18 protein-coding genes and 1 pseudogene are annotated in these 25,640 nt (G+C 38.2%); 5 read left to right on the plus strand and 14 right to left on the minus strand.

Annotated features, from left to right (window positions below):
* The first annotated feature begins 95 nt into the window (after nucleotides 1-95).
* From IPP61_07370 to IPP61_07380, 3 genes are all read left to right on the plus strand, one after another.
* Entirely contained in the window at nucleotides 96-1,619 is a 1,524-nt protein-coding gene (locus IPP61_07370; protein ID MBL0324986.1) for a serine hydrolase, read from the plus strand.
* 143 nt (nucleotides 1,620-1,762) lie between these two features.
* Nucleotides 1,763-2,824 carry a membrane dipeptidase gene (locus tag IPP61_07375; GenBank protein MBL0324987.1) on the plus strand — a complete coding sequence of 354 codons (1,062 nt, stop codon included), beginning with the start codon at nucleotides 1,763-1,765 and terminating at the stop codon, nucleotides 2,822-2,824.
* Between the two features lie 359 nt (nucleotides 2,825-3,183).
* Complete coding sequence (locus IPP61_07380; GenBank protein MBL0324988.1) at nucleotides 3,184-5,484, plus strand: glycoside hydrolase family 3 C-terminal domain-containing protein; 2,301 nt, start codon at nucleotides 3,184-3,186, stop codon at nucleotides 5,482-5,484.
* Between the two features lie 49 nt (nucleotides 5,485-5,533).
* Here IPP61_07380 and IPP61_07385 read toward each other — a convergent pair whose 3' ends face one another.
* From IPP61_07385 to IPP61_07445, 13 genes and pseudogenes are all read right to left on the minus strand, one after another.
* On the minus strand, nucleotides 5,534-7,090 hold the full coding sequence (locus IPP61_07385) for a GMC family oxidoreductase (GenBank protein ID MBL0324989.1): 1,557 nt from the start codon (nucleotides 7,088-7,090) through the stop codon (nucleotides 5,534-5,536).
* A 420-nt stretch (nucleotides 7,091-7,510) separates the two neighbouring features.
* Complete coding sequence (locus tag IPP61_07390) at nucleotides 7,511-8,497, minus strand: NAD(P)H-dependent glycerol-3-phosphate dehydrogenase (GenBank protein MBL0324990.1); 987 nt, start codon at nucleotides 8,495-8,497, stop codon at nucleotides 7,511-7,513.
* An 81-nt stretch (nucleotides 8,498-8,578) separates the two neighbouring features.
* On the minus strand, nucleotides 8,579-11,695 hold the full coding sequence (locus IPP61_07395; protein ID MBL0324991.1) for a hypothetical protein: 3,117 nt from the start codon (nucleotides 11,693-11,695) through the stop codon (nucleotides 8,579-8,581).
* 116 nt (nucleotides 11,696-11,811) lie between these two features.
* Entirely contained in the window at nucleotides 11,812-12,285 is a 474-nt protein-coding gene (locus IPP61_07400; GenBank protein ID MBL0324992.1) for a hypothetical protein, read from the minus strand.
* A gap of 81 nt (nucleotides 12,286-12,366) precedes the next feature.
* Nucleotides 12,367-12,843, minus strand: a complete 477-nt coding sequence (locus IPP61_07405) for a hypothetical protein (protein ID MBL0324993.1) — start codon at nucleotides 12,841-12,843, stop codon at nucleotides 12,367-12,369.
* A gap of 1 nt (nucleotide 12,844) precedes the next feature.
* Nucleotides 12,845-13,435 carry a hypothetical protein gene (locus IPP61_07410; GenBank protein ID MBL0324994.1) on the minus strand — a complete coding sequence of 197 codons (591 nt, stop codon included), beginning with the start codon at nucleotides 13,433-13,435 and terminating at the stop codon, nucleotides 12,845-12,847.
* A 54-nt stretch (nucleotides 13,436-13,489) separates the two neighbouring features.
* Nucleotides 13,490-14,890 (minus strand): hypothetical protein, encoded by a 1,401-nt coding sequence (locus IPP61_07415; GenBank protein MBL0324995.1) that lies wholly within the window; start codon nucleotides 14,888-14,890, stop codon nucleotides 13,490-13,492.
* 167 nt (nucleotides 14,891-15,057) lie between these two features.
* Nucleotides 15,058-15,657 carry a Crp/Fnr family transcriptional regulator gene (locus IPP61_07420; GenBank protein MBL0324996.1) on the minus strand — a complete coding sequence of 200 codons (600 nt, stop codon included), beginning with the start codon at nucleotides 15,655-15,657 and terminating at the stop codon, nucleotides 15,058-15,060.
* A gap of 104 nt (nucleotides 15,658-15,761) precedes the next feature.
* Nucleotides 15,762-17,159: an efflux RND transporter periplasmic adaptor subunit gene (locus tag IPP61_07425; protein ID MBL0324997.1), complete on the minus strand. Its 1,398-nt coding sequence runs from the start codon at nucleotides 17,157-17,159 to the stop codon at nucleotides 15,762-15,764.
* Nucleotides 17,160-17,205: 46 nt separating this feature from the next.
* Complete coding sequence (locus IPP61_07430; protein ID MBL0324998.1) at nucleotides 17,206-18,666, minus strand: TolC family protein; 1,461 nt, start codon at nucleotides 18,664-18,666, stop codon at nucleotides 17,206-17,208.
* A gap of 281 nt (nucleotides 18,667-18,947) precedes the next feature.
* Nucleotides 18,948-19,813, minus strand: a pseudogene (locus IPP61_07435) (helix-turn-helix transcriptional regulator).
* Between the two features lie 93 nt (nucleotides 19,814-19,906).
* Nucleotides 19,907-20,356, minus strand: coding sequence for a hypothetical protein (locus IPP61_07440; GenBank protein MBL0324999.1), 450 nt, complete (start codon nucleotides 20,354-20,356; stop codon nucleotides 19,907-19,909).
* Complete coding sequence (locus IPP61_07445; protein ID MBL0325000.1) at nucleotides 20,353-20,544, minus strand: hypothetical protein; 192 nt, start codon at nucleotides 20,542-20,544, stop codon at nucleotides 20,353-20,355. The genes IPP61_07440 and IPP61_07445 overlap by 4 nt, the downstream gene beginning before the upstream one ends.
* Before the next feature lie 189 nt (nucleotides 20,545-20,733).
* Here IPP61_07445 and IPP61_07450 point away from each other — a divergent pair, with 189 nt between their 5' ends.
* Entirely contained in the window at nucleotides 20,734-23,199 is a 2,466-nt protein-coding gene (locus IPP61_07450; protein MBL0325001.1) for a hypothetical protein, read from the plus strand.
* 39 nt (nucleotides 23,200-23,238) lie between these two features.
* Nucleotides 23,239-23,781: a T9SS type A sorting domain-containing protein gene (locus IPP61_07455; protein MBL0325002.1), complete on the plus strand. Its 543-nt coding sequence runs from the start codon at nucleotides 23,239-23,241 to the stop codon at nucleotides 23,779-23,781.
* Between the two features lie 31 nt (nucleotides 23,782-23,812).
* On the opposite strand, the gene IPP61_07460 is transcribed toward IPP61_07455, so the two are convergent.
* A complete protein-coding gene (locus IPP61_07460) occupies nucleotides 23,813-25,390 on the minus strand; it encodes an amidohydrolase family protein (GenBank protein ID MBL0325003.1) in 1,578 nt (525 codons plus the stop codon).
* Nucleotides 25,391-25,640: the final 250 nt, after the last annotated feature.

Genomic DNA, 25,640 nt, shown 5'->3' on the forward strand with positions numbered 1-25,640 from the left:
AGAAATGATTTGAATTTAATAGAAAAGAACTCAACCCCAACTTAACTTGGACTTTATACAATGCATTTATTTTTACCTTAAATTTTATAAACAAAATGAAAAAAATATTCTTCTTCCTATTGATCTCCTGCTCCGTGTGGGCTCAGGGCTCACTTCCCCGAAGTACCCCCGAAGCTGAAGGTATTCCATCATCAGCTATCATAAAATTCCTTGAGGCTGCCGAAAAATCCAATGTGGAGTTTCATAGTATGATGATTGTAAGGCATGGAAAAGTAGTGGCAGAGGGCTGGTGGAATCCTTATCGGTCAGACCTCAGACATACCATGTACTCTTGCTCCAAAAGCTTTACTGCCACAGCAGTTGGGTTGGCGGTTAGTGAAGGAAAATTAAAAGTGACCGACAAAGTAATTAGTTTTTTTCCTGATAAATTACCGGAAAAAATAAGTGATAACCTGGCAGCTTTGGAAGTAAAAGATCTGCTGAGCATGAGCGTAGGTATGGAAAAAGAGCCCGGCCATATCATGGGTGGAAATGATTGGATTAAAAGCTTTCTTGCCTGGCCAATCGAAAATAAACCCGGTACTAAATTTCTCTATAATTCTGCGGCTACTTACATGCTCTCTGCCATTGTTCAGAAAGTTACAGGTCAAAAGATTATAGACTATTTAACTCCAAGATTATTTGAGCCTCTGGGAATCAAAAATATAGACTGGGAAGTGGACCCAAATGATATCAATGTGGGCGGCTGGGGACTTAGACTTAAGACCGAAGATATGGCCAAGTTTGGTCAATTGTTTTTACAAAAAGGCAAGTGGAATGGCAAGCAGATACTTCCCGAAGCATGGGTCAATGAAGCCTCGACCATGAAAATTATGCAAAAACCTGATGCATCGGCCGACGAACTGGCCAAAAGTGACTGGCTTCAAGGCTATTGCTACCAGATGTGGAGATGCCGTAACAATGGTTACCGTGGCGACGGTGCCAATGGTCAGTTTATCATCATGTTACCAGAGAAAGACGCAGTGGTGATTTTCACAGCCGAAACTACTGATATGCAGAGCGAAATCAACCTTATGTGGGAGAATATTTTACCGGCAATGGGTCCCAAGCCTCTAAAGCCTAATCAGGAAGAATTGACGCGATTAAATGACAAACTTAAAGCCCTTAAATTGGGTGCTCCTGACAAGATCAACTCAAGTAAAATGGAAAAATATCTGAGTGGTAAAGAGGTGATTTTCAAGGGAGAAGTTGCGAAAAAAGTAATTTCGGCAAGCTTTAGTTTTGACAGCCAAAGCTGCTTACTTAAACTCAGAACCGACTCTATTGACCATTTGATAAGTTTTGGAAGAGAACAATGGAATTATCAGAAAACCACCAAGTTTGGGCCATATCTTGTGGCCAGAGCAATGGCCAACAGGAAGGGCCTTCCAGCATTTGATGTGACAGGGAGCTTCACCTGGGTTGATGAAAACACCCTTGAATTTACCCTCAGATACATTGAAAGCCCGCATACCGAAACAGTTATTTGCAAATTTGATGGTGATGCAGTAAAAATGGATGTCATTAATATCTGGAATCAAAAACAGGATCGTGTGCCTTTGGAAGGAGTCTTGCGATAAGGAAATTGCTCCTGACTGGATCTGTCAGCAAATATAATTTTGGACTTGTGGTGTGGTTCACCTCCAATGTCTTTAGAAAATTTGACATTGGAGGAATTTTATGGGTTGGAATGTTAAATAAAAAGACTGTTATTCATTAAGATATGTTTGTTTTAGATGCCCACCTTGATCTTTCTATGAACGCTCTGGAATGGAATCGTGACCTTACCAGACCTTTATCGGAGATTAATAATCGGGAGGAAAACTTAACCGATAAGCCCGACCGGGGAAAGGCAACAGTTTCACTTCCTGAATTGAGAAAAGGCAATATCGGACTGGTGGTTGCAACCCAAATCGCCCGCTATGTGAAACAGGAGAGTGATTTACCCGGCTGGAATTCTCCTGCTCAGGCCTGGGCACAGACTCAGGGCCAGCTGGCATGGTACAAAGCCATGGAAGAGGCCGGTGAGATGAGAATGATTAAAACGAAGACAGATCTGGAAGCCCATTTGAATGCCTGGAATACAGATAAACACACAATTGGATATATTTTGAGCCTTGAAGGTGCCGATTCCATAGTGGAGGTTTCGTATCTTGAAAAAGCCTGGGAAAGCGGACTAAGGGCGATTGGCCCTGCTCACTACAGGGAAGGCAGATATGCCAATGGCACCAATTCCACGGGAAGAATGAATCAAAATGGTTTGGAATTATTAAAGGAAATTGAACGTCTGGGGATCATTCTCGACATGACCCACCTGTGTGATGATGCCTTCTGGCAAGCCATTGAAAACTATTCCGGGCCATTGTGGGCTAGTCATAACAATGCCAGAAAGTTTGTGAATCATAACCGCCAATATTCTGATGAGCAGATACTTGCCATAATCGAAAGAGGTGGTGTGATAGGTGCTACCCTTGATGCCTGGATGCTGGTACCTGACTGGATACGGGGCGTTTCGACTCCGGAAAATACAGGCTGTAGTCTGGAACAGGTGGTTGACAACATTGATCATGTCTGCCAGTTGGCAGGGAATGCCAACCATGCTGGCATTGGCTCTGATCTTGACGGGGCTTTTGGAAGAGAACAATGTCCTTATGATCTGAAAACCATCGCTGATCTTCAGAAATTAAGCGTCCTGCTTGAAAAAAGAGGATATTTAGCTTCGGATATTGAGAAAATAATGAGTGGAAATTTTCTTAATTTTTTGAGGAAATACTTACCTGAATAGTATAGAAGGTTATTTGTAATCATTTTTATACCAAAAGTTTATCTTTTTTAAAAATCATATCGAACAATGTGAAAGCAAATCCTTCTATCAATATAAATACATATATAGTTCACATTTAAACTCCTCAAAATCAATACCCTGTCTTTCTAGTTGATTCAGCTTTATTTTCTTTTTTTCAGACAAATAAATAATCAAATCCTGCCTTAATTCTTTAGTTATTTCCTGATTAAAACTATTTTTTTTACTTTCTCAGGAAAAAAACTGACCAATTCCATATTTCTTTCCTACAAAGCATGATACATTTGTTCTTATTTTATCAAAGTGATACAATAAGATTTTTCAAAATAAATTTTAAAAATATGAAAGTAAAACTATTGACGGTCCTGTGCTTTGTTGCTGTTGCAGCATCAGCTCAGATAAAAACCAGCAAGGCGATTGTGGTCTCCATGACTATGGAAGAAAAAGCCCGTTTGGTGGTAGGTATGGGTATGAATATGCCAGGAATTACATTACCAGCCGAAATGAATGGTGGCCCGGTGGTTGGTCAGACACAAACACGTGTGCCCGGAGCAGCTGGTACAACCGCCGAAAATGCCAGAGTAGGCATCAAAGGTATGGTAGTAGCTGATGGCCCTGCTGGTTTAAGAATTATGCCCGACAGACCAAACGAGACTAAAAAGTATTTCGCTACGGCTTTCCCGATTTCATCTTTACTGGCATGTTCTTGGAATACCCAATTAATTGATCAGGTGGGAAAAGCCATGGGAAATGAAGTGAAAGAGTACGGAGTGGATGTGATTTTGGGGCCTGCTATTAACATTCACCGTAACCCGCTGGGAGGTAGGAATTTTGAGTATATGTCGGAAGATCCATATTTGGCTGGAAAAATGAGTGCTGCCATTATTCGAGGAATCCAAAGTCAGGGTGTAGGTACTTCATTGAAGCACTTTGCGATGAACAATCACGAAACCAACCGCAATACAATCAATGTAAAAGCAAGTCAAAGAGCCATAAGAGAGATTTATTTGAAAGGATTTGAGATTGCTATAAAAGAAGGTAAACCATGGACAGTGATGTCTTCTTACAATAAACTTAATGGGACTTATACTTCTCAAAGCCGTGAACTGCTGACCGATGTACTTCGTGGGGACTGGAAATACAAAGGATTTGTGATGACCGACTGGTTTGGAGGAGATAATCCTGTGGAACAAATGAAAGCCGGAAACGACTTGATAATGCCGGGTACCATCAAACAATATGAAACTATCGTAAAAGCAGTGAAAGAAGGTAAATTAGACGAGAAAGTGCTTGATACCAACGTTGAACGTATTCTGGATATTATGAAAATATCGCCTTCTTATGCAGGATATAAATATTCCAATAATCCCGATTTGGTGGCCCATCAGGCCATAGTTAGAAATGCGGCTACCGAAGGTATGGTATTATTAAAAAATGATAATGCAGCTTTACCGATAACCATAGGCAAGAAAATTGCAGCTTTCGGAAACTTCGCATATAATCTGGTTTCAGGTGGAACAGGAAGTGGTGATGTCAACGAAGCCTACACGATTTCACTCATTCAGGGTCTGGAGAACGCAGGTTTTGGGTTGAATAAAAGTATCCAGGGTGCTTATGAGAAATATCTGAAAGAAGAAAAAGACAAACAACCGAAAAACAGGTCGCCATTTATGCCGCCACCAGTTATAAACGAATTGCCGGTAGCACAACTGGATATGAATGAAGCACTTACGGCTGATTTGGCGATTATTACTATCGGAAGGATTTCTGGTGAATTTATTGACAGAAAAGTTGAAAATGACCTTAATCTTACCGATGCAGAAAAAGCTTTGATAGCAGCAGTTTCAGAAAAATTTCGTGCTCAGGGCAAAAAAGTGGTGGTTATTCTTAATGTAGGAGGACCAATGGAAACAGCAAGCTGGAAAAGTCTTGTAGACGGTATTCTTCTCACCTGGCAGCCAGGACAAGAAGCCGGTAATGCTATTGCTGATATTTTGAGTGGGAAAGTTAATCCTTCAGGAAAACTTGCTACTACCTTCTCGATCAAATACGAAGATGAACCAGCCGCTCCGGGATTTCCCGGAAAAGAACTGGAAGACCAGGTAGGCCATACTTTGGGTGGCATGATGCGTAGTAAGCCTGCCGAAATAGAATACCTCGAGGGTATTTATGTTGGATACAGAGGTTTTGATAAGAAAAATATTGTGCCCGCGTATGAGTTTGGTTACGGACTTTCCTATACTACTTTCCAATACTCAGGATTAAAACTCAGCAGCCCTACTTTTGGTAAAAACATAGTGGCAACTGTAACTGTAAAAAATACCGGAAAAGTAGCGGGTAAAGAAATAGCCCAATTGTATTTGACTGCTCCTGTTGGTAATATTGAAAAACCTGAAAAAGAGTTAAAAGGTTTTGCAAAAACAAAACTATTGGCTCCTGGAGAATCACAAACGCTTACATTTACCCTTGATGCCAAAGACCTTTGCTCATTTGACGATACAACTTCGGCATGGGTGGCAGAAGGAGGAAAATATACCGTAAAAATAGGTGCATCGAGCAGAAATATTCTTTTGCAAAAAGATTTTACATTACCTAAAACCTTGGTAGTAGAAAAAGTGAACGATGTGCTGAAGATGAAGTAATTGCTTGATTTCAATAAAAATGGCCGTCGGGAATAAATTTTCCGGCGGCTTATTTTTTGTCAGGAATAAGGCTCATTGCCCGTTCGGTTATTGCTGTAATGCTAAGACTGGGGTTAACACCAATGTTTGCAGAAATCATACTTCCATCACAAATCATCATATTTTCGTAACCAAAAACCTGATTATCCCGGTTTATAACGCCTTCTGTTTCATCTTTTCCCATCACCGCTCCACCCAGAATGTGTGCCGTAGTAGGAATACCCAGTATGGTTTCGATGTTCATTACCATGGCTTTACCATCAATGATTTTCTCCATTTTTCGGGCCAGCTCCTGAGCTTTGGGATTATTGCCTTCGGGAGGTGGACCACTGCTGAGTCGGGAGGTCATATTTCCGAGAAGACCTTTTGAAAATCGTAGTGTAGAATCAATACTTTCCATATAGAGCATGATGAGGGTGCGTTTGCTCCAATCGTCAATGGCAAAAGCTTTCAAATGGCTCCTGGGTTCGGTGAAAAGCTTGGAAACGGCTTTTATAGCCCTAGAAATCATGGAGTTGCCTGAGACCATGGGTGCAAAAAACAACCTCCAGAATCCGGAGCCGGCAGAGTATTTTACGGGTTCTACATGGCGGCTCTCGTCCAGCTGGATTATTGAACCTATAGCGATTCCCTCGGTCATATCCACTTTTTGAAAAGTGGTAACACCGATAAGGCTCTCAGAGTTGGTTCTGACATCATGCCCGAGTTTATCAGAAAGATTGGGCAGACTTGTGCGTTTTAAATTTAAAAGTAGTTTAACAGTTCCCATCACTCCTCCGGCAAAAATTACCCCTTTGGCTGTTATTTTTTGCGTTTTTCCGAAAGTGGGAAAAGTAGGTTTGTAAAATACTTCATAACCGTTTTCACCATGTGTTCCTATTGGTTTTACATCAAAAACACGGCTTTCGGCCAAAATTTTTGCTCCGGCTTTTTGTGCCAGATGCAGGTAATTTTTATCCAGGGTATTTTTGGCATTGAACCTGCAGCCTACCATACAACCACCGCAAAGGCAGCAACCGGTGCGGTCGGGTCCCTGGCCATCAAAATATGGGTCAGGTACGGTGACTTCGGGTTTTCCAAAATACACAGCCACATCGGTTTTTTCGAAAGACCCGGGCTTTCCGATTTCAGTGGCGAGCTGTTGCATGGCTTTGTCGCTCCGGCTCATGTAGGGGTGAGGCACTGCACCCAGCATTTTCTTTCCTAATGCATAAAACGGAGTGAGTTCTGACTTCCAGTCGGTGAGTTTGGCCCAAGATCCTGTGTTGAAATATTCATTTTTGGGAATGGGGAGGGTGTTGGCATATACCAACGAGCCACCACCTACACCAGTGCCACTGAGTACGGTCACATGGCGGAAAAACGAGAGTTTGAAAATTCCTCTTAGTCCTAAAGCGGGCATCCAGAGCCATTTTCTGAGATTCCAGTTGGTTTTAGGGAAGTCATCGGGTTTGTTAAACCATTTTCCTTGCTCGATTACCAGCACATTATAGCCTTTTTGGGAAAGTCGTAATGCGGAAACCGAGCCCCCAAAACCGCTGCCGATAATGATGTAGTCATATTCCATTTAAGATTGAAAGATATTTATTTGAAATTTAGATAAAAATCCCGGAATGTAGATTTTAATTTTTTCAAATTATTTTTCGTGATGCAAAAATTCGGCTAAAGCCGGGATTTTGGTTGAGTTTAAATATAATCTCCAGCTAAAGCTGGAGGGAATTGAATTAGATGGGAAATTTGAAGAATATATTCAATAGAAATGGGCTTCAGCCCATTTATAAAAATTTGAAACAAGATTATCATTGGCTTTAGCCAAATTTTTGCAACGATATTATTTTTCTTGGACGAAAATGCCCACGTGAGGGGGTGAGCGGCATGTTTGAGCCCCCGCACCACGCCCCAAGCGTGGGAGGAGGCGAGTAGCGAACACCCGACCACCTGCTGATGGCTGATAAGCCGGCAGCTGGTGGGCACGCCAAAACAAACCTTAAATAAGCTTATCTTTCAGACTCTCGAAGGCTTTGAGCAATGGGGCTTTTTTGTATAAAATCTGATATGAAAAATCAAGAATGGGCATGTTTACGCCCAGGTTTTTGTTGATTTCCTGAATGCTTTTTGTTGCAAAATACCCCTCGGCTATCATTTTCATCTCCATTTGGGCGGTGGAAACTGAGTAACCGCGGCCTATCATGTTGCCAAAGGTGCGGTTGCGGCTAAACTGCGAGTAAGCCGTAACGAGCAGGTCGCCGAGGTAGGCGGAGGCGTTGATTTGGCGTTGGAACGGTGAGATTTTGTCCACAAAACGCTCGATTTCGAGCATGGCGTTGGAAACCATCACGGCCTGGAAGTTGTCGCCGGCACCCAATCCATGCGTGATACCGCAGGCAAGGGCCACGATGTTTTTCATGACGGCGGCGTATTCGACCCCGTCGATATCGGTAGAAGGGGAGGTTTTGACGTAGCGGTTGGCCATCATGACGGCAAAAGCTTGGGCGGTGTCGATGCCTTCGGAGGCAATGGTGAGATATGACTGTTTTTCGAGAGCGATCTCCTCGGCGTGGCATGGTCCGGCGATGGCAGCAAGGTTTTTTTTGTCGATTTGGAATTGAGCCGAAAGCCAGTCTGTGACCAGTAAATTTTTTCCGGGAACTATCCCTTTAACCCCCGATACGACCTTTTTACCCATGAAGTTTTCGGGACCGAGCTCGGCCAACGCCGACTCTACAAATGCCGCCGGGATGGCCAAAACTGCCCATTCGGTGCCTTTGAGAGCATCTTTGAGGCTGTGATAGGGCTTAACCTTTGAGGGGTGCAGCTCTATGCCACTGAGGTATTCGGGGTTATGATGGTGCTTTTTGATATGGTTGATGGCCTCGGTATTGCGGAGCCACCATTTGATTTTATGGTTATTGTCGGTAAGTATTTTGATGAGAGCGGTAGCCCAGCTGCCTCCCCCGATAACGGTTATGGTCATTTGATGAATCGTTTTTCGGGTGCAAATTTACGAAATTTACTCCCCGATGATAATTATAATCTGAGTCCGGTTACATTGCATTTATCTGAAATACAAGCCCAGACTTTCAAGGGTAGTTTTTTGGTCCGGAGTGATAAAATACAGGAACTGGTCTTCACCCAAATAGAGCTTTTTAGGGATACGGGTACCAATGGCGGTGTTAACAGGTTTTATGATTTTTTCAAAAAACTCATCAAAGTCGCAATAGTATCCGTTTTCGCCCAGAAGAGGTATTTCAAAAGCCACTTTTTTGCCATAGATCATAAAACTTCCTTTTCTGATGATTTTCTCAGCCGGGCTCTCTTTTTGAAGTTCCAGGTCTTTGGTAGTATTGACCTTGTCGATGTTATCGAGGTATTGCTGCACCTGAATTTGATTCTCGCTGAGAAAAGACAGAAACTCGGGTATTTTTTGATTTGTGACGTTTTCAAACAAAACCCTGACGTGGGTGTCTTCGTCAAACATGTCATTGGCAGTATATGAAGGAGCTTTTGCCCTATACATTTTTACGGCTTCATTGAGTTCTGCTTCTGTTTTAGCTTTGATTAATTTACTGACTGACAAAGTTTTAAACATATCCAGGATTTCTTTTTTGCCAGGTGTAGAGCCGGAATACGTTACCATTTTTACATTGAAATCATCGGTAGTAGCTGCAAAAAAGTATTTTGACTGATTGTCGTAATACTGCTGAATATTGGCTGGTAAGCCTTTGTCGGCCCGAAGTACATTGATAAATGACTGCGGAAAGTATATTTTTTCGAAATACATATCTTCAGTACCCGATTGCTCTTTTATTTGCCTGAAAGTAAATCCAATGCTGTAAAAATATTGATAGTATTCCTCGTCGTCAACTTTAAATTTGGCAATAAAATCATCAATGTTTTCCGGTGATTTTTCAATGCTTGTAATTTTCAAAACAGAACCCGGCAGGAATTTTTCGACTGATTTTTTTAGAATATCCGAGATAAAATCCTCTTCTGTTTTTGTTACATAATCTTTGATGTCAATCTCCACGTGGTCTTTGAGGTATTGGAAAACCTGCTGGGCATTTTCGAAATATTCGATTCCTGATGCCTCGATTTTTTCTATATCTGAATCTGCAATGAGGTCATTGGTTTTAAGGAAATTCAAAACGGTGTCTTTTTGGAGCATATTTGAAACTGCCTGCTCTACCACTTCTACTGCGGCTTGTTGTACGTCGGTTTCGATATAAAACCCTACTTTTTCCTGTAGTTCAGATATTTTTTCCGGTGACAACATTATCAGATGCGACTGGAATTTTTCATCCTTAAACATCCTGATTTTCTTCTCGGCGTCACCCCAGGCTGCATTGATATTTCCAATTATTTGTGACGGATAGCCCGACAAACCCAAAGCCATATAGCTGTTGGGGTCATAAGTGAGCGAATCGAGATATTCGACGCCATTGGCTTTGAATCCATATTCTATATGAACAGGTTTTCCGGCTTCTTCTTTTGCTGCCTGATCAAAATTGTCATGTAGGGCTTCGGGTTGGAAACTATCACCGGCTTTTTGTTTGATGGCTTCGAAAGTGTTTCTTAGCTCCACCAAATCTTTGATTTCGGTAATGGCCGGAAGCTGACCTATGTAATCAGAAGATGACATGAGCGACCTGCTGATTAAAAGGTCTTTGTAGTTGTTTGATTTGGCACTGCGGTTGTCAAGAATTAACTGCCTAAGGTTAGCTCCTGCCGGAATATAAGCCATGCTTTGCAGATTTTCGGCGACACCCATGAGGGTCTCGATACTGTTGCTGCGGTCAAAATAGGCGGTATTTCCTACCATTTTTTTGATTCCGGCCATTTTGTTTTTAACGACTTCAAACTGGGCTTCGTCTAATAGCATCAGGGCTTTTTCTTCAAATGAGGGTTTAGGGAAAAGACTCATTTCGTTGCCTATCAGAAGTAAACGTTTTGGATGGCCGACGTCGGAAAGGTAGTCGTTAAATAGCTGGATATTAGGGTCTGAAATCCAGAAGTGTGATTTGATTTTATAGATTTGCTCCAGAAATTTTCCGAAAGTAGGGTTGTCGCTCACTACCGAGAAGTCCTCGAAGGTTCGTTTGTAAGTATCATTCCCGATTTTGATTTGCAAGTCATCCTGGCTGAAAGTCATGAAGTCATTGATGTTGAAACCGGGGATAAATTTATCAAGATTGATTTTTTCTTTTTTTACAATATCATCGATAGGAATGGTGTTGAGGCTTATTTTATCAATCTTTAGCTCGGGAATCAACTGGCTGACAGCAGCTGCGAGTTTTTTGTAATAATCAAGCTTGCTCAGGCCCGTGAAATCAGACTTTTTCAAAATCACACTACCGGGGATTTTCTCAAGAATGCGGCTTTTTTCCAAAAGCTTGTAATCTTTTATCTGGCTTTTCAGGCTATTGGAATTTTGACCGGAGAGCAAGCCGGCATATTGCAGCGAGTCAATTTTTGACAATTGGCTTTTTCTAAAACTATCATAGTTTTCATAAAAGAGATTTCGGGCTGCTGCATAGAAGAATACGTTGAAGTCGCGGTAAATGTCCACTTCATCTTTTTCGAGCCAACGGAGGGCATCAGCCAAAACCAGGTCAGAAATCAAGCCGGCCGATTGCAGGCTTTTCATGGTGGAGATATAATATGGCCTTACTTTCTCATTGTTGTAGGTGTATTTGAGCGGGTTGTTCTGGTCATATTGCAAATTTACATCGAAGCTCATTTTCGCACCAAAAATGGGCTTGAGCCTAAACTTTTCAGGCGATTTTTTCAGGTTTACTTTTTCGAAGTTTTTGGCCATATCGAGATAGCCCAGAAAACCCAGCATGGCGGTTTTGTTCATGAGCAGGCTATCGACCGACTTAAGTATGCCGCCATAAATATCCAGCATACTTTTTTGTTCTTCTTTCAGGGTGACTTTTGAATCAAATATCGCAAGGGGTTGTCCATCAAGCAGATAGCCGTTTATTATCTTTTCTCCCTCGTCGTTGAGTATGTTTTCTTTCTTGAGAGTACTTACCATTTTTGCCATTTCGGCTCTGGTGTAGATTTTTTCGTGCTGGGTGATCTGGTCTGTCAGTGCCTGCATCTGTGGGAACTGTGCTTTGGCGGCAATCCGGAGGCCCAAAATCAAAGCAATGAATATTATTTTTTTCATGATATTTAAGATTTCCTCAAAAATAAGGGATTTTAAATAAGGTTATGCCTGAAAACCAAAAAAGCAGCGATTTTGGGTCGCTGCTTTTCTTCTAATGAAATAATTTGCAATAATTATCAGATCCCATTTTTTACCAATTTTCCATCTTCATATTTCCCGATTTCTGATTTCAAAATGGGAGAACTTGCTCCACCTTCAAGATAAATAATCAAAGTTTGCCAATTTTTAGGCACAAATTCAGTGTAAATCTTATAGTCTTTAAAGTTTCCAAGTCCAATATTTAATTCTTTGTCGTTTGAAAGCGTAACAATAAGCTTTATTGTACCTTCACCAGTTTTTGAATTTTCTTTGATTTTTAGTGGGGTTGGCTCACTAACATTTATCATTTTTAAGTTCTCAAAAACGAGTACCGGGCTTCCATTGCTTTTTAAGGTATTGAGATTCACATCCTCGATATAAATCTTAAAATCCTTAATTTCAATATTTTCATTGTTGTTGAAAATAAAATTTGGCTCCGATGTCGGCTCAATTAATTTTGAGCAGGAAGAAATTAAAATTAGTAATGGGAAAAATTTGGCAATTGTTTTCATATTGCAGAGATATAAAATTTTCTAATTATTTAAAATATAAGTTAATTGTATAGAGTTTTTCTGAATTGTTTTCCGTAAAAACTACCCCGCAACCATCGTATTTTTATCCTGATTTAATAGTGCTTCCCCATCCAAATAAATCAGATAATTGAGTTGTTTTTCAGGATTATAGAATTCAGGTAAAATTGATTTGAAAAAAAGATTATTGGTCGATTTTTGACCATTTGAATATTCCGATTGGGTATTGTTGACACTATAATAGAAATAAGTTTTTAAGTTATCAATCGATAATTCTCCTTGTCTGGGTAAATTTTGACTTAATTTCTCTCCAAAATATAAGGTTGATCTGTTAAATATCAAGGTTGAGTCGGCTCCATTTTTAGCACCATTTTTTATCACAATTTTTGAAATATCAAAAGTCGTTTCTTCCAGATTTCTGATAAATTTTGGATCCTTTTTTTCACAGGAAAACATATTCAAAAGCAATATTAAATATAAAAGGTTTTTCAAACTACTGTTAATTTTAAGCTTAATTATATTTTTTAAAACCTTTTCCATATCAATTTTTTAATATCGGACAAGTTAGCTTTAAAGAACTTATCAGTTCTGTATTTAATTTACTTTTATATATCGAAAAATTACCCCATATAGAAAAGTGGGCTGTAGTACAAAGATTTAAATTCAAATCACCATGGAAAACACCAGATGATTCTTTGTTAAATCTTCCTGACTCCATGGCATATTGCAAATTAGTGGGAGCGTTGGGGTCTATTAAATGTCTAATTCCACCATTTGAGTATTTTTGATAAAGTTGCAGCCCATAACCAAATCCGATATTTATTTTAGATTTAAAGACAGATTGATTAAGATTCAATACAAGTTTGGTTGAATTTATTTGATTTTCATTATTTACAAAATTGGGTACTACTTCTTCAGTTTTTATTGAGGATCTGGAATTTTGTATTTGAATACCTCCATAAGTGTTTTTTGCAATTTTTCTGTTGTAAGTACATCCAAAGGCATTTCCCCATAAATCTCCAGAGGTGAAGAAAGTTTTGCCAAATTGAAATTGGAAATTTCTTTCCTGGCCATTAGAAAATAAAGGGTTAAAAATCAAAACTATTAAAAGGGTATATAATACTTTCATCATTATTTCGATTCTTTTTTAATTAAATGGGAGGGTATTAAACCCTCCCGTAATTTTTTATTCTTTTAGTTTAAATTTAAAAATTGTAGATTCGTAAATGGTATCAAGTGGGTCCCAATAAAATACATCAGTGTCTGCAATTAAATCCTTGCCCGGATCACTTACAATTGAAAAACCTATGCCTGCTTTTATAGTACCAGCTGAACTTGTTGACAAACCTAATTTATCTTCCCAACCTGCGTTTACTGTGAAAGTTCCATTATCATTCCAATCTTCCTCCCTCCAGTTGAACCTAAGAACAGTGTTAGCTGAACTCCAAGATGTCAAAAGAGGAACCGTATAAACCCAGTATTTATCTGTTATAGCATTTCTTGTAGAAGGTTCTAATTTTGGTGTTGTATATGATACTCCAGTAGTTCCATTTGGAGAAACTACAACTCTTAATCTCATCTCTGGAGCACCAGAGGCCCATTTTTCCACCACCTTTAAAGCATCATCATTATTGAATTTCATACTTGTAACTTTTAGAGGGTCTCCATCTTTTCTGGGAGAAGCAGTTGAAGCAATTAAACTACTCCATGCTGAAGCTACACCTGAAACTATACTTCTAATTTTGAAAAAATATTTTTGGCCAGCAGTTAAGTTTGTTACATATAAAAAATTTGTATTTGATGCGGTAGTAGAGAGCAAAGTAAATGCTGAACCTGTGCTATAATATATTTCATAGGCACTTTCACCTGTAACATCAAGCCATGTTAAATAAAAACTATTTGGCGTTGTATGTTGCAAACCAAGACCGGTAGGTACGTTATAAACTCTCCCATTTGCGTTTTTCTTTTTTTTGTCGTTAGTTAATTCAATTCTTTCATTAAAACCGACTACTATCACTGGCTGGTCTGGATTTACATTGTGATTAATTAAAGCTTTAATCTTACCTTTTCCATAACAAATTAAATAATCTTGGTTATGGTGGTCCAAAGCGGTAACCAATATTTTATGCTTTTCAACATCCCATTTTTCAATATTTATTGGAATTGAAATGTTTAGTTTGGGATAGGCTAGAATATATTTTTCAAGCCTTCCCCTGAATGATATATCGTCAGTTGAAATTAATTGCAAGAACCTAGAATTTTCGCTTACCAAACTTGATAAAATAATATCGAAATCACCATCCTTCTTAAGCAATGCATTTGATTTCAAAAGTTGTCTAAGTTCAACATTATCAAGATTTTCTGCGATATTTTTTGCAATATCATTTAACATGATATTTATTTCCGGTGTAAAATCTGAATTATTATTTATAGCCCTTAAAGATTTTTGATTATAAGGAATAACCGTGCTTGGAACCAAAAAGTCATCAGTTGTTTTTATATAATTTTGTGGAAGTTTTTCGTCATCATTTTTACAAGAAAAAGTAATACTTGTTAAAATGGCAATTGACAATACAATTTTTTTCATAACTTTATGTGTTTAATTGTTAAAAATTAAATTTTCAAAGCCCTCTGTATCTGCCAGGATTTTTGGGGGCTTTGTTGTATCAAAGGTCTGAAAGGTTTTTGAGAAAAAAAATCGTCATTTGTCAAGAAAAAAATATACAAATGGCAATGTATGTAGCTACATTATTCCTACTCTTTTTTGGTTTTTATAGCCTTCCCTCTTACACGACTGAGATTTGTGGCCGTGGTGTTGAGATAAGAGGCTATCATATACAATGGTACTTTCTGGCTTAAACCGGGGTGCATGTTGTCGAGGTAAATAAGTCTGTCCTCTACTTTTCTAAGCTGATGCATACGGTTTCGATATTCGAGCTGTAAAAGATATTTACGGTAGATACTCAAAATGTGTGGGAATAATTCAGCGTTTTGACTTATTAACTTCTCAAACAGTGCTTTACTAATACTGCGTGCATTTACCTTTGTTTCTGCCCTGATATTGCTGTGTGAAGCTATTTGCAATTCAAAACTTTCGACCTGATAAATCCATTCATTTTCCGGAAGTATCCAATAGGTTATTACTTTTTCAGATTCTGGTCCAGATTCAGATTCTGTGTCCGAAAATTCTCTCACTACACCGCTTTCAATAAAGTATATTTTGTCAGAGACTTCGCCTGTTTTTAGAAGATATTCATGTATGTCAAATTCTTGAATTTCAAATGATTGATCAATGATGTGTGACAATTCAGAAGAAATTGCAATGTGTTTTTTGAGATATTCTGTTAGCTGCATATTTTGATTGTGCCTTTTATAATTTATGCAATTTAGAAAAAAATTCAGAAAACAAAAAAAGCAGCGATTTTGGGTCGCTGCTTTGGTATTTAGGCTTTCAGATTTTATTCTTCTTTCTTCTTTTCTTCTTTTTTCTTGAGGGCTACTTTGTCACCGTCTTTGAGTTTTTTCGATACTTCAAGGAAAGGACCCGAGATGATCTCTTCGCCGGCTTTTAGACCTGAAACAATTTCTATCGATCCTGCACCAGTATCGGTGATTCCGGTTTTTACTTCACGTTTTTTAGCTACGCCTTTGTCGTTGACAAACACGATTTCTTTTGGCACTTCTTTTTTCACCGGCTCGTTGTCCACTGCTCCTAAGCCCATTCCCTCGTCGCCATCTTTTTCTTTATCTGATTTTTTGTTTTCTACCCGGGTGGTTACAGCCGAGATAGGCACCGAAAGCACCCCGGCCTTATTGTTAGTCACGATTTCCACCGTAGCAGTCATTCCCGGTTTAAACGGATACTTACGGCCTTTTTTGTAATCGATCAACTCACGGTATGAGCTGGGAAGGATTTTGATTCTCACTTCAAACTCTGTCACCGACTCAGTCGAGTTGCTGGCAGCTGCAGTCAATGATCCACCCGAACCATTTGCCGTATTGGCGATTTGGGTCACGATGCCTTTAAATTTCTTGCCCGACGAGGCATAAGAATCCACATCTACTATTACGGTATCGGTCAAACCAACCCTTACAATATCGTTTTCATTTACATTTACCCTTACCTCCATGTTGTTGAGGTTGGCTATTCTCAACATTTCGGTTCCGGCCATTTGCGAGGTACCAACTACCCTTTCTCCCAATTCTACGGCCAGTTTCGACACGATACCTGTCATCGGTGCATAGATATTAGTTTTTCTAAGGTTTTCAGAGGCATCTTTCAATGCAGCCTGCGAGCTTTTTATGCCATATTGAGCAGCCTGATAATTGGCTTTTGCAGCTTCCAGATCCTGTTTGGCAATCTTCATGTTGGTTTCGGTAGTCTCAAATTCCGACTGAGAAATCACTTTTTCTTCTAATAGTTTTTTCTGACGGTTATATTCTACCTGAGTTCTCAAGAGCTGAGATTCCGCCCTGGCGATAGATGATTTTGATTGCTCTGCCGAAGCCTGTGACTGGTTTACACCTGCTTTAAATCTTTCTACAACCGACACATAGTTTTCAGGCTGGATTTTTAACAAGAGCTGTCCTTTTTGCACAGAATCCCCTTCTTTCACGTAAAGAGCGATGATTTCACCCGGTACATCAGGAGTGATTTTTACTTCAACTTCGGGTTGAATTTTACCTGATGCCGACACCGTTTCGGTCAGATTACCTTTCACTACTTTGGTAAGTTCTACTTCTGTGGGTTTCTCACTGTTGATCCAACCCGCTTTTTTTCCGATAATTATAAAAAGTATGAGGGCAACCAAAATACCTCCAAGTATCCACCATATTTTTTTTGACTTCTTGTTCATTGGTATGTTTTCTTAAAAAATTAATAATAATGTTTTTATAAAGGGTTTATAGCTCCAAAGGTCTGTTTTGATAGAAATCCAATACTTTTATCCTGAAAATATAATCGTATTTGGCTACCACAAGGTTGCTTTTTGCTCGATCCAGGTTGGTTTTAGCAAGATTATAATCCATAAAATTATTTGATCCAGCACTATAGCGGGTCTCTATCGCTTTGAATGATTTTTCGAGAGCATTGACTTGAATCTGGGTTGCCGAAAATCTCTTTTGAGCATTGAGCATATTGATATAAGCCTGATCAATGTTTTGTTTTATCTGCAATTTGGTACTTTGATTCTGAATATCCGTTTGTTTTTTCTGAATCGTTGCCGCCTGTGTCTGGTATTTCTGGTTGTAGCCATTAAATATCGGTATTCTCAACGATAACCCCACATTCAAGTTTTGGTTATTTCCTAACTGTTTGAAATAGTTAATGTTTTCCGAAGTATAGGTAGTTTGTGGAAAATTTATCACAAACGGGATGGTTTGTCCCTGAAACTCAGCCGAAACCGGAATTGGAGAGCTTGTTGAACCACTTGGAGTCAAAGTTTTTGCAACAGAAGAATATGCCGTACCCCAGCTTGTGGAGGCAGAAAGTGTTGGTAGCCCCAAGCTCTTGGCAATCGCAATATTCCTGTCCGCAACCTTCATTCTTATTTCTCCGGCTTTAATTTCAGGCAAGTAGCCCAGTGCATTTTCATACACCTGATTGGCAGTTTCACCATATTGTATTAAATTCGGGTCAGGCACATTAATTCTTTCAGCTTTTATTACCATTTCTGTTGGAGCATTCATGGCTTGTTTTAGCGTCAAAAGTGCCGACTCGTGATTGTTTTTGGCATTGAGGAGGCTCAGCTCATCGTTGGCACGCTGTGCTTCCAGGTCAAAAAGATTGGTTTCGGGAACGGTACCCGACCGTACCAATTTTTCCATTCTTTCAAACTGAAAATTGGTCACATCCAGTTGTTTTTGAGCCACTTCTATCAGGTCTTCTGTCGAAAGGGCATTGAGGTATGCCAAGGCCACCTGAAGTGAAACGTTGTTTCTCATGGTATTCACGTCCATTAGCAGGGCTTCAAGCGTCAATTTTGCTCTTTCTACCGTGTTTTTGTTCCTGAAACCATCGTAAACAGGCATATTTAGCCCTACCCCTACATTATTGGTTCCGATAGTTTGAGTTACGATTCCGTTGGTAAAAGGATCCACGTTACGACCTGCATTGCCGTTGAGGTTAAATTGACCGTTGGCCGTTGGATATTTGGCCATTTTAGCCTGATCCAGCGTGACCATTCCTGATTCTACCGCCACCTGTGTTTGTTGCATGTTCAGGTTATTTTTCAGGGCATAGTCCACGCACTCTCTCAACGAAAGCACCTGTGCCTGACCCGAAGATCCCGAAACTTTGGTTTGGCCCATGGCATACACCGAGGAAACCAAAATCAATGCGGCTATTTTAAAATTGAAATTCATATCTATAGCGAGCTGTTTTTTGATTACAATTTTAAGAACTATAAAACTAAGGCTTAAGTGAATTTATTTAAACGGCAAAAAACTGCAATAAACCGTGAATGAGGTGTTTTGGTGAAAATTTCAGGAGGCAGATTTCTCTAATCTTTTTACTGGTTGCGAACTATTCCTGATAATTTGGGCGGCGGCCAGCCACGCCTTAGTGTGGACGTTGCTCCATGCTTTGGCGTGGGAGCTCCAACAATGGCTCTATCCCTGCTGCGAGTTTCGTTTTCTTACAGGCATTATGATTCTTTCTCTTTCACCGACTGAAAAGGCGTTTGTCCAAATTTCTCCTTGTAGCCTTTGATAAAATGTGATACGCTTTCATAACCGATACTTTCCGAAACCTGCTCTACATTGCCCAGCTTGTTTTTCAACATAAAAGCCGCATGTTCCAGTTTTTTGTCTTTGATATATTTCCCTGGGGACTGGCTAAATTTTTCAATAAAATCTCTTTTAAACGACGAAAGGCTTCGGCCAGAAAGTCTCGCCAGCTCGTTGATGTTGAGGGTTTTACGGCAAATGTGTCCACAATATAGTCCAGATCGGCTTTTTGTCCGGCATATATCGAGAAAAGCAATTGCCTGAGTTGCTGATTTTTGTCAAATTCCAAAAGATGTAATAATAGCTCCTGTAGTTTTAGTTTTAAAATCTGATTATGATACCGGCTCTGGGTTTTGAAATAGGGCAGGAGTGAGTCTATATATTTCCCGAATGCCTCATTGGATTGCAGCACCAGCAACCAGGAGTTTTGAGTTGCGGCAGGCTGTGTATGGGTCTGAAATATTTCCAGATGTTGACTTACAAATTCCTTGAGGAGCTTTTCTTCGAAAAAAAACACCAGGCTTTTATAAGATTCGTTGATAGACTCCGACATCAGATAGTAGCCCCGCTTTACAAAAAGCACATCGCCTTTTTTTACCCGCACCTCAGAATTGGAGCTACTGAAAATCTTGTCTCCTTCAAGTATGTACAGTACAGCATTTTCTTCAAAAAACACATCGTTTTTGGAAGGATAAATATTGCTCCTGTAAGCCACAAAAGTGCTCTCCTGAATCTTCAGGGACTCAAATTGGTCGGCTTTTATTTCAGAGGGTACACGGAGCATAGAAAGTAGGATTATTATTTTTTAAAACTGAAAAATAAAAAATTTGAATTTTCTTTTTTAGGGAGATTAGAAATAGGGTGATTTAATTTGAGCCTAATTCTTTTTACTGAGATTCTTAATGTCAATTTTGTCTTGAGGCCTTCCAGAAGCTTTTTTGTTTGCAATCAAATGCTTTAAATTAACAAAATTGATATTTAAACCTTCAACAGCGATGGTCTCTTTATTGTCATAGGCTTCCTTAAAGTCAATACCATCTACAGAAGTTAAAATGTCTATTCTAAGTGGAGGATAACCAATTTGGTTAATAATATTTTCTTTTAAAAAATCTTGTTTTTGAAATGGTAAAGAAGCAAAACCAAAATCTCTTAAAACTAGTAACATTTTTTCTGAATTAGACTCAGAGATTCCAATCCAGATGTCTAAATCACCTGTATATCTAGGTCTGCCGTGAAAAGCCATGGCATAGCCACCCACAACTAAATATTCGACAGAGAATTGATTTAGTAAAGATATGAAGTCTTCAAAATCCTTTTCTAAAGTCATTTCATATGAAAAGTTTTTGTATAAGTTTTATCCATTTTCTGGCCTGAATTTACATTTTGTTTTATCAAAATAAATAAAGATTCAAGCCTTTCTTTCTTTGTTTTTCCTTGCCAATAATCAAAATCCAATGATTCTTGATCGCTTTTTAAGGATAAACTCCTTCCTTCTAAAATTATTTTTCTATCCATATTTTTGAACTAGAACCTCAAACTAAACAAATTTACATTTTCTTCTTAAAAAAATAGCTCAAACTGGTCGGCTTTTATTTCTGAGGGTACACGGAGCATATTAGATTTTATTTCAAAATAACTCTATGGTGTATAAGATATTTGATTTTAAGTTAAATTTACTACTTCAAAAACCAACTAAATTCCGAAATGAAGAAATTATTCACCATTTTGTTTTTTATTCTTCCCACATTTTTGCTTGCCCAAACTCAGGTAACTGATTTCCAGACCATTAGCAAGTCTCCAATTGATTTCAAAATTTTGGGAAAATCTGGCAACAAAATATTTGTTTGGGCAGATAAACCCGAAGGAGCGGATGAAATTTTGGTCAAGGATATTTCAGGTGATAAATTCAAAGTTTTCTATAATCTGAAGAACGAAGAGTGGATAAACAGCTTTGATTTTTCTGGTAAAACGAAATATATCTCAGTTTTCGATTCAGACCAAAGACACATTCTAAAACTCAATTCTGATAACTCTGGATTTGAAAAAATCAAATTGCCTGACAACACTGATCAGGTTTATTCGCTGGCAGATAAATTGTTTTTTACAAAGAATAGAAGGTTATTCTTGTTGGAGAAAGTTAAATATTTGTACCAATTCAAAATTTTTAAAAATGAATATAAATTAATTCAAAAACTGAATGACAATCAGATTCTTATAAAATATGATGATTACTCAGTTGGAATTGTGGGTAGCAATCTGGCAGAAAAAACACTAAATCCAGGGGTCCAATTTAATGGGTTTTCCTTTGAAAATGAGCAATTGATTTTTTACTCTCCGGAGGAAATCGTGATTTGCGATAATTTTTTCAATATTATTACTAAGAAAAAAGTAAACTTTTATGAAAAGCCTAAAAATGCTTATTTCAAAGTATTCACTGATAAGAATTACATTATATCAGTAGGGTATAAATTTAAACTCCATAATTATTACACCATCGAGCCTAACTTTATTGTAAGTAAATCATTTATTTCTGAGGATAGATTGATGGTTTTAAATGATAGCGGCTATGTTACGAGAGGAGAGCTTTCTATTGATGGAGGACCTACTAATTTTAAGAAAGTTTCTAATTTCCTTTCGATTGGCTCCGAAGTTTATTTCTTATCATTCAATTATGGTAATTCTTCCAGCAATGGCTTGTTTCTTAAAGTTTTAGATCATGAACAATTTAAGATTAAAAGCTATAAAATTTCTGATTCACTTTTCAAATCTCAATCTTACCATGGAAAACAGCAAATAGGATCTTTGGTCAATATTGGTAATCAGCTTGTTATATTTTCTAATAGCTCACCTCTACCACTAGCATTATATGACTTAACAAAAAAAGAATTAGTAAAATCAGATATTAAAACTCAAAACTATGTAGGAAGTATCAACCAAAATGAGGCTTCTTTTTTGGTTAAAGAAGGGGAGACTATTGTGGAATATGACCTATCGGCCATAACAAAAAATACGTTTTTAAATGAGAATATAAGCAAATGGGAATCTGGAATTAAAAAGCATTTTAAAGTGGCTGACGATCTTATATTTTTAGTAGAAAAGCCTGATAAATCAAGTTTTTTGGCAACTATAAAAGATAATAAGCCACATATTTTACTTAATACTAATGTATTCTCAAATGGATTTAACTTATATGCCGACTGGAAGATTGATAAATTTCGAAATTTTTTAGTATTTCAAATAGGTCAGGAGATTAAAGGATTTGAATACGATAACCAGAAAAATCTATTAACAGAAATAAATATCGGAAATGGAAATTACTTTGCAGAGGTAGGCAAATATTATGATAAATTTTGGTTTCAGCGTAATTCCCAATTATTGTCAATTGATGAAAATCTTCATGTAAATATTTTAAGAAATTTTTCCGGTTACCCCAAAGTTTTAAACATTTTTGAAAACAACGATGTGCTTTATTCCACTGATACTTCCTTGAATTATTTCTCCAATGATAATAAAAAGGATTTAAAACTTTCTGATGGCTATACAGAAATATTAAGTATTGAAAAAAATAAAGTATTATATAAAGCCGGAAGGAAAATTATGCAATTTATCCCTTCCTCAGGAGCTTTGACTGTGAGCTATTCATTTCCGAATAATTTTTTTGATGTGATGTCAACGAGTAATTATAGACTTATTGGAGATTACTATAGTTTTGATTATAAGATAATTGTCAATCAAACGGCTCAGGTTTATAATTTTGAGAAAGAGTATATGCCTTATAAAGTCATTGAAGGAAATTTTCTATTTTTTGTTAAAAACAACATAAGTAAGCTTAATATTCTAAATCTGAAAACGCAATCCAAAAAGTCAATAGATTTACCAAAATACCCCATTGAAACGAGTCTTATTGCAAGCAATGATACATTTGCACTGGTTAGGATTGACAAAGAGGTTTATTCAATTAATCTTTTGGAAAATGATTTGAAATTATCACCATTGGATTTAGATGAAAATTGCATTCAGTCAAATTTTGGGTCACTTTATCTTTTTTCTGATAAATCAGAATTTTTAATTTTTGATATTAAAACGGGAAAAATTGTCAGGCATAAACTCAATCTTTCTGGGTTTGGTTTTAATCAATATTTATCAAAAAAAATGGGAAATATTTATTAGTTAAGATTCACAAATGATTCAAATCAAAAGAACTTGATTTTGAATGAAAATTTAGAAGTGATTTCTGAAAGTACTGGTGAATATTCGTACATCACTCAAAATCCTATTATCAGCTTTCAGGGCAAAAAATATTTTATTAACTCAGATCCATTTTTTGGAACTGAAATCTGGACTTCAGATGGTACTTCGGCAGGAACCAGAATTTTTTCAGATATTTTTTCTGGTAAAAATAGCTCCTCTCCTCAACAAATATTTGAAAATGATGGAAAACTGTACGCTTTAGCAACTGGTAATCCTTCCGGCGTACAGATTTGGGAACTGAATAGCGACCAGAAACTGGAAAAGGAAGAACCAAAAATTATAGTTTTTCCTAACCCCATGGGAAATGCATTTTCAATTTATATCAATAAAGTTGGTAAGGAATTTCATTTTAATATTTTCGATAGTAATGGCAAAATTTATAAAAAAGAGAAATTTTATAAAAATGGCCAAAATTTTGACGCAAGTGATATTCCGTCTGGATTATATTTTTTGAAAAGTGAGGATGGGCAATTCTTACAGAAAATATTAATAATGAAATAATTGTCAGAGTTTTGGGGTCTAAAAGAGTAATCTACTTCTTCACCCCCGGTTGCAAAATCTCAAACTTTTCCTGCTCTTTGGCTTTTTTAACGATGTTTTTTACATCTTCCAGGAGCTTTTTGGCATCGTAAACTATGCCGTCTTTAATAGTATATTTTACGCCTCCAGCTCTTATAACTTCATTGTTTTCGGTCACCTTTATAGCCCCGGTGCCGTAAAGAGAAGAGAAATTTGCCAGAGGATTTTCTTCCGTAATCACAAAATCAGCCAATTTGCCTACTTCCACAGATCCAATTTCTTTATCAACACCCAAAGCCTCTGCTCCTTTGATGGTTGCTGACCTGATTACTTCCAGTGGATGAAAGCCTGCTTCTCGCAGCAATTCCAACTCACGGATATAGGCAAAGCCATAGAGTTGATATATATACCCCGAGTCAGAGCCAGTGGTCACCCTACCACCTTTGTTTTTGTATTCATTTACAAACCGCATCCAGATTCTATAGTTTTCTTTCCACTGAATTTCCTGCTCTGTGCCCCAATTGAGCCAATAGCTGCCATGAGAAATACGACTTGGGCCATAAAAACGCCAAAGAGCCGGCAGTGTATAGTCTTCGTGCCATTCAGCCCTGCGTGCCCGCATAAAGTCGCGGTTGGCTTCATAAATATTAAATGTGGGGTCAAGCGTGAAATCAATTTTCAGCAGCTCGTCCATTACTTTATACCATTTTTCTGAGCCGGGTGCTGCTGCTTGTTTCCAGAGCTTTCCGGCTTCTTCAAAGCGGTTTTGTTCGTTATTGTAATTATAATCCGCCGGATAATTTTGCAAAGTGCGGTCATCAAATAGTGCCTCGGGCAGCCCATACCAATGCTCCATGGAGGTTAAGCCGGCTTTGGCTGTGGCTAAAACATTCATTCGGGCTACTTCCAGCTGGGCATGATGGCACGCAGACCGTAAACCCAGATTTTTGTTTTCTTCCAGAGCCGCCCTGAAAACATTGGGTTCGGCTCCGAAAAACTTGATGCCGTCAGCACCTTTATTTGCATTATTTTTTACCCATTCTCTGGCGGCTTCAGGTGTGGTTATGGGTTTATCGGACCCACTACCGAAAAATGTATATGCGTAAATCCTGGGTGCGACTATTTCGTTGTTCAGGCTTTTTTGTTTGTGTGCCAAAGTCCAGTCAATACCATTGCCCGAGCCGGGTTCCCTCACCGTAGTTACGCCATGAGCCAGCCAAAGTTTAAAAACATATTCCGATGGCGTGCCTTGTTCCTTACCACCAATATGCCCGTGCATATCTATAAATCCCGGCATAAGGTACATGCCTGTGCAATCCAGCTCTTTGTCACCTGCTTCAACTTTAGGCCTTCGCTTACCATCAATGGGTACGCCTGGGTAGCCCACCTGTCTGATTTCTTTAATCCGGTTTTGCTCCACCACAATATCAATTGGCCCCAAAGGTGGTGCTCCTGTAGAATTAATCAGGGTCACGCCCCGAATTATCAGTTTTTTATAAGGACCATCACCTTCTGATCGTTTTGGTGCGTCTTTGATTTGAGCAAAAACCTTGAGATTTAACAGAAGAATGACAAATAGTATTTTTTTCATTTTTTCGGAATAAGAAAGTTTAAATATCTGAATAAATAATCGGAAACCTGATGCTTAAACTGATTTTCTTGGTTAGAAAAGACAAATTATCTGCATAAATTAATAGTTTATTTTCTGTAAACTATTGAATAACAAATATTTATAATTATTTCATTTTATCTATGCCTCGTCAAAATTGTTTTTTAATTAAGATTTAAGCTGACATTAACTCCAGTTTAAGGCAGTCAGGAAACCTTTGTGGTAAGTTCTT

The organism is Cytophagaceae bacterium (genome assembly GCA_016722655.1).
GTDB lineage: Bacteria > Bacteroidota > Bacteroidia > Cytophagales > Spirosomataceae > Leadbetterella.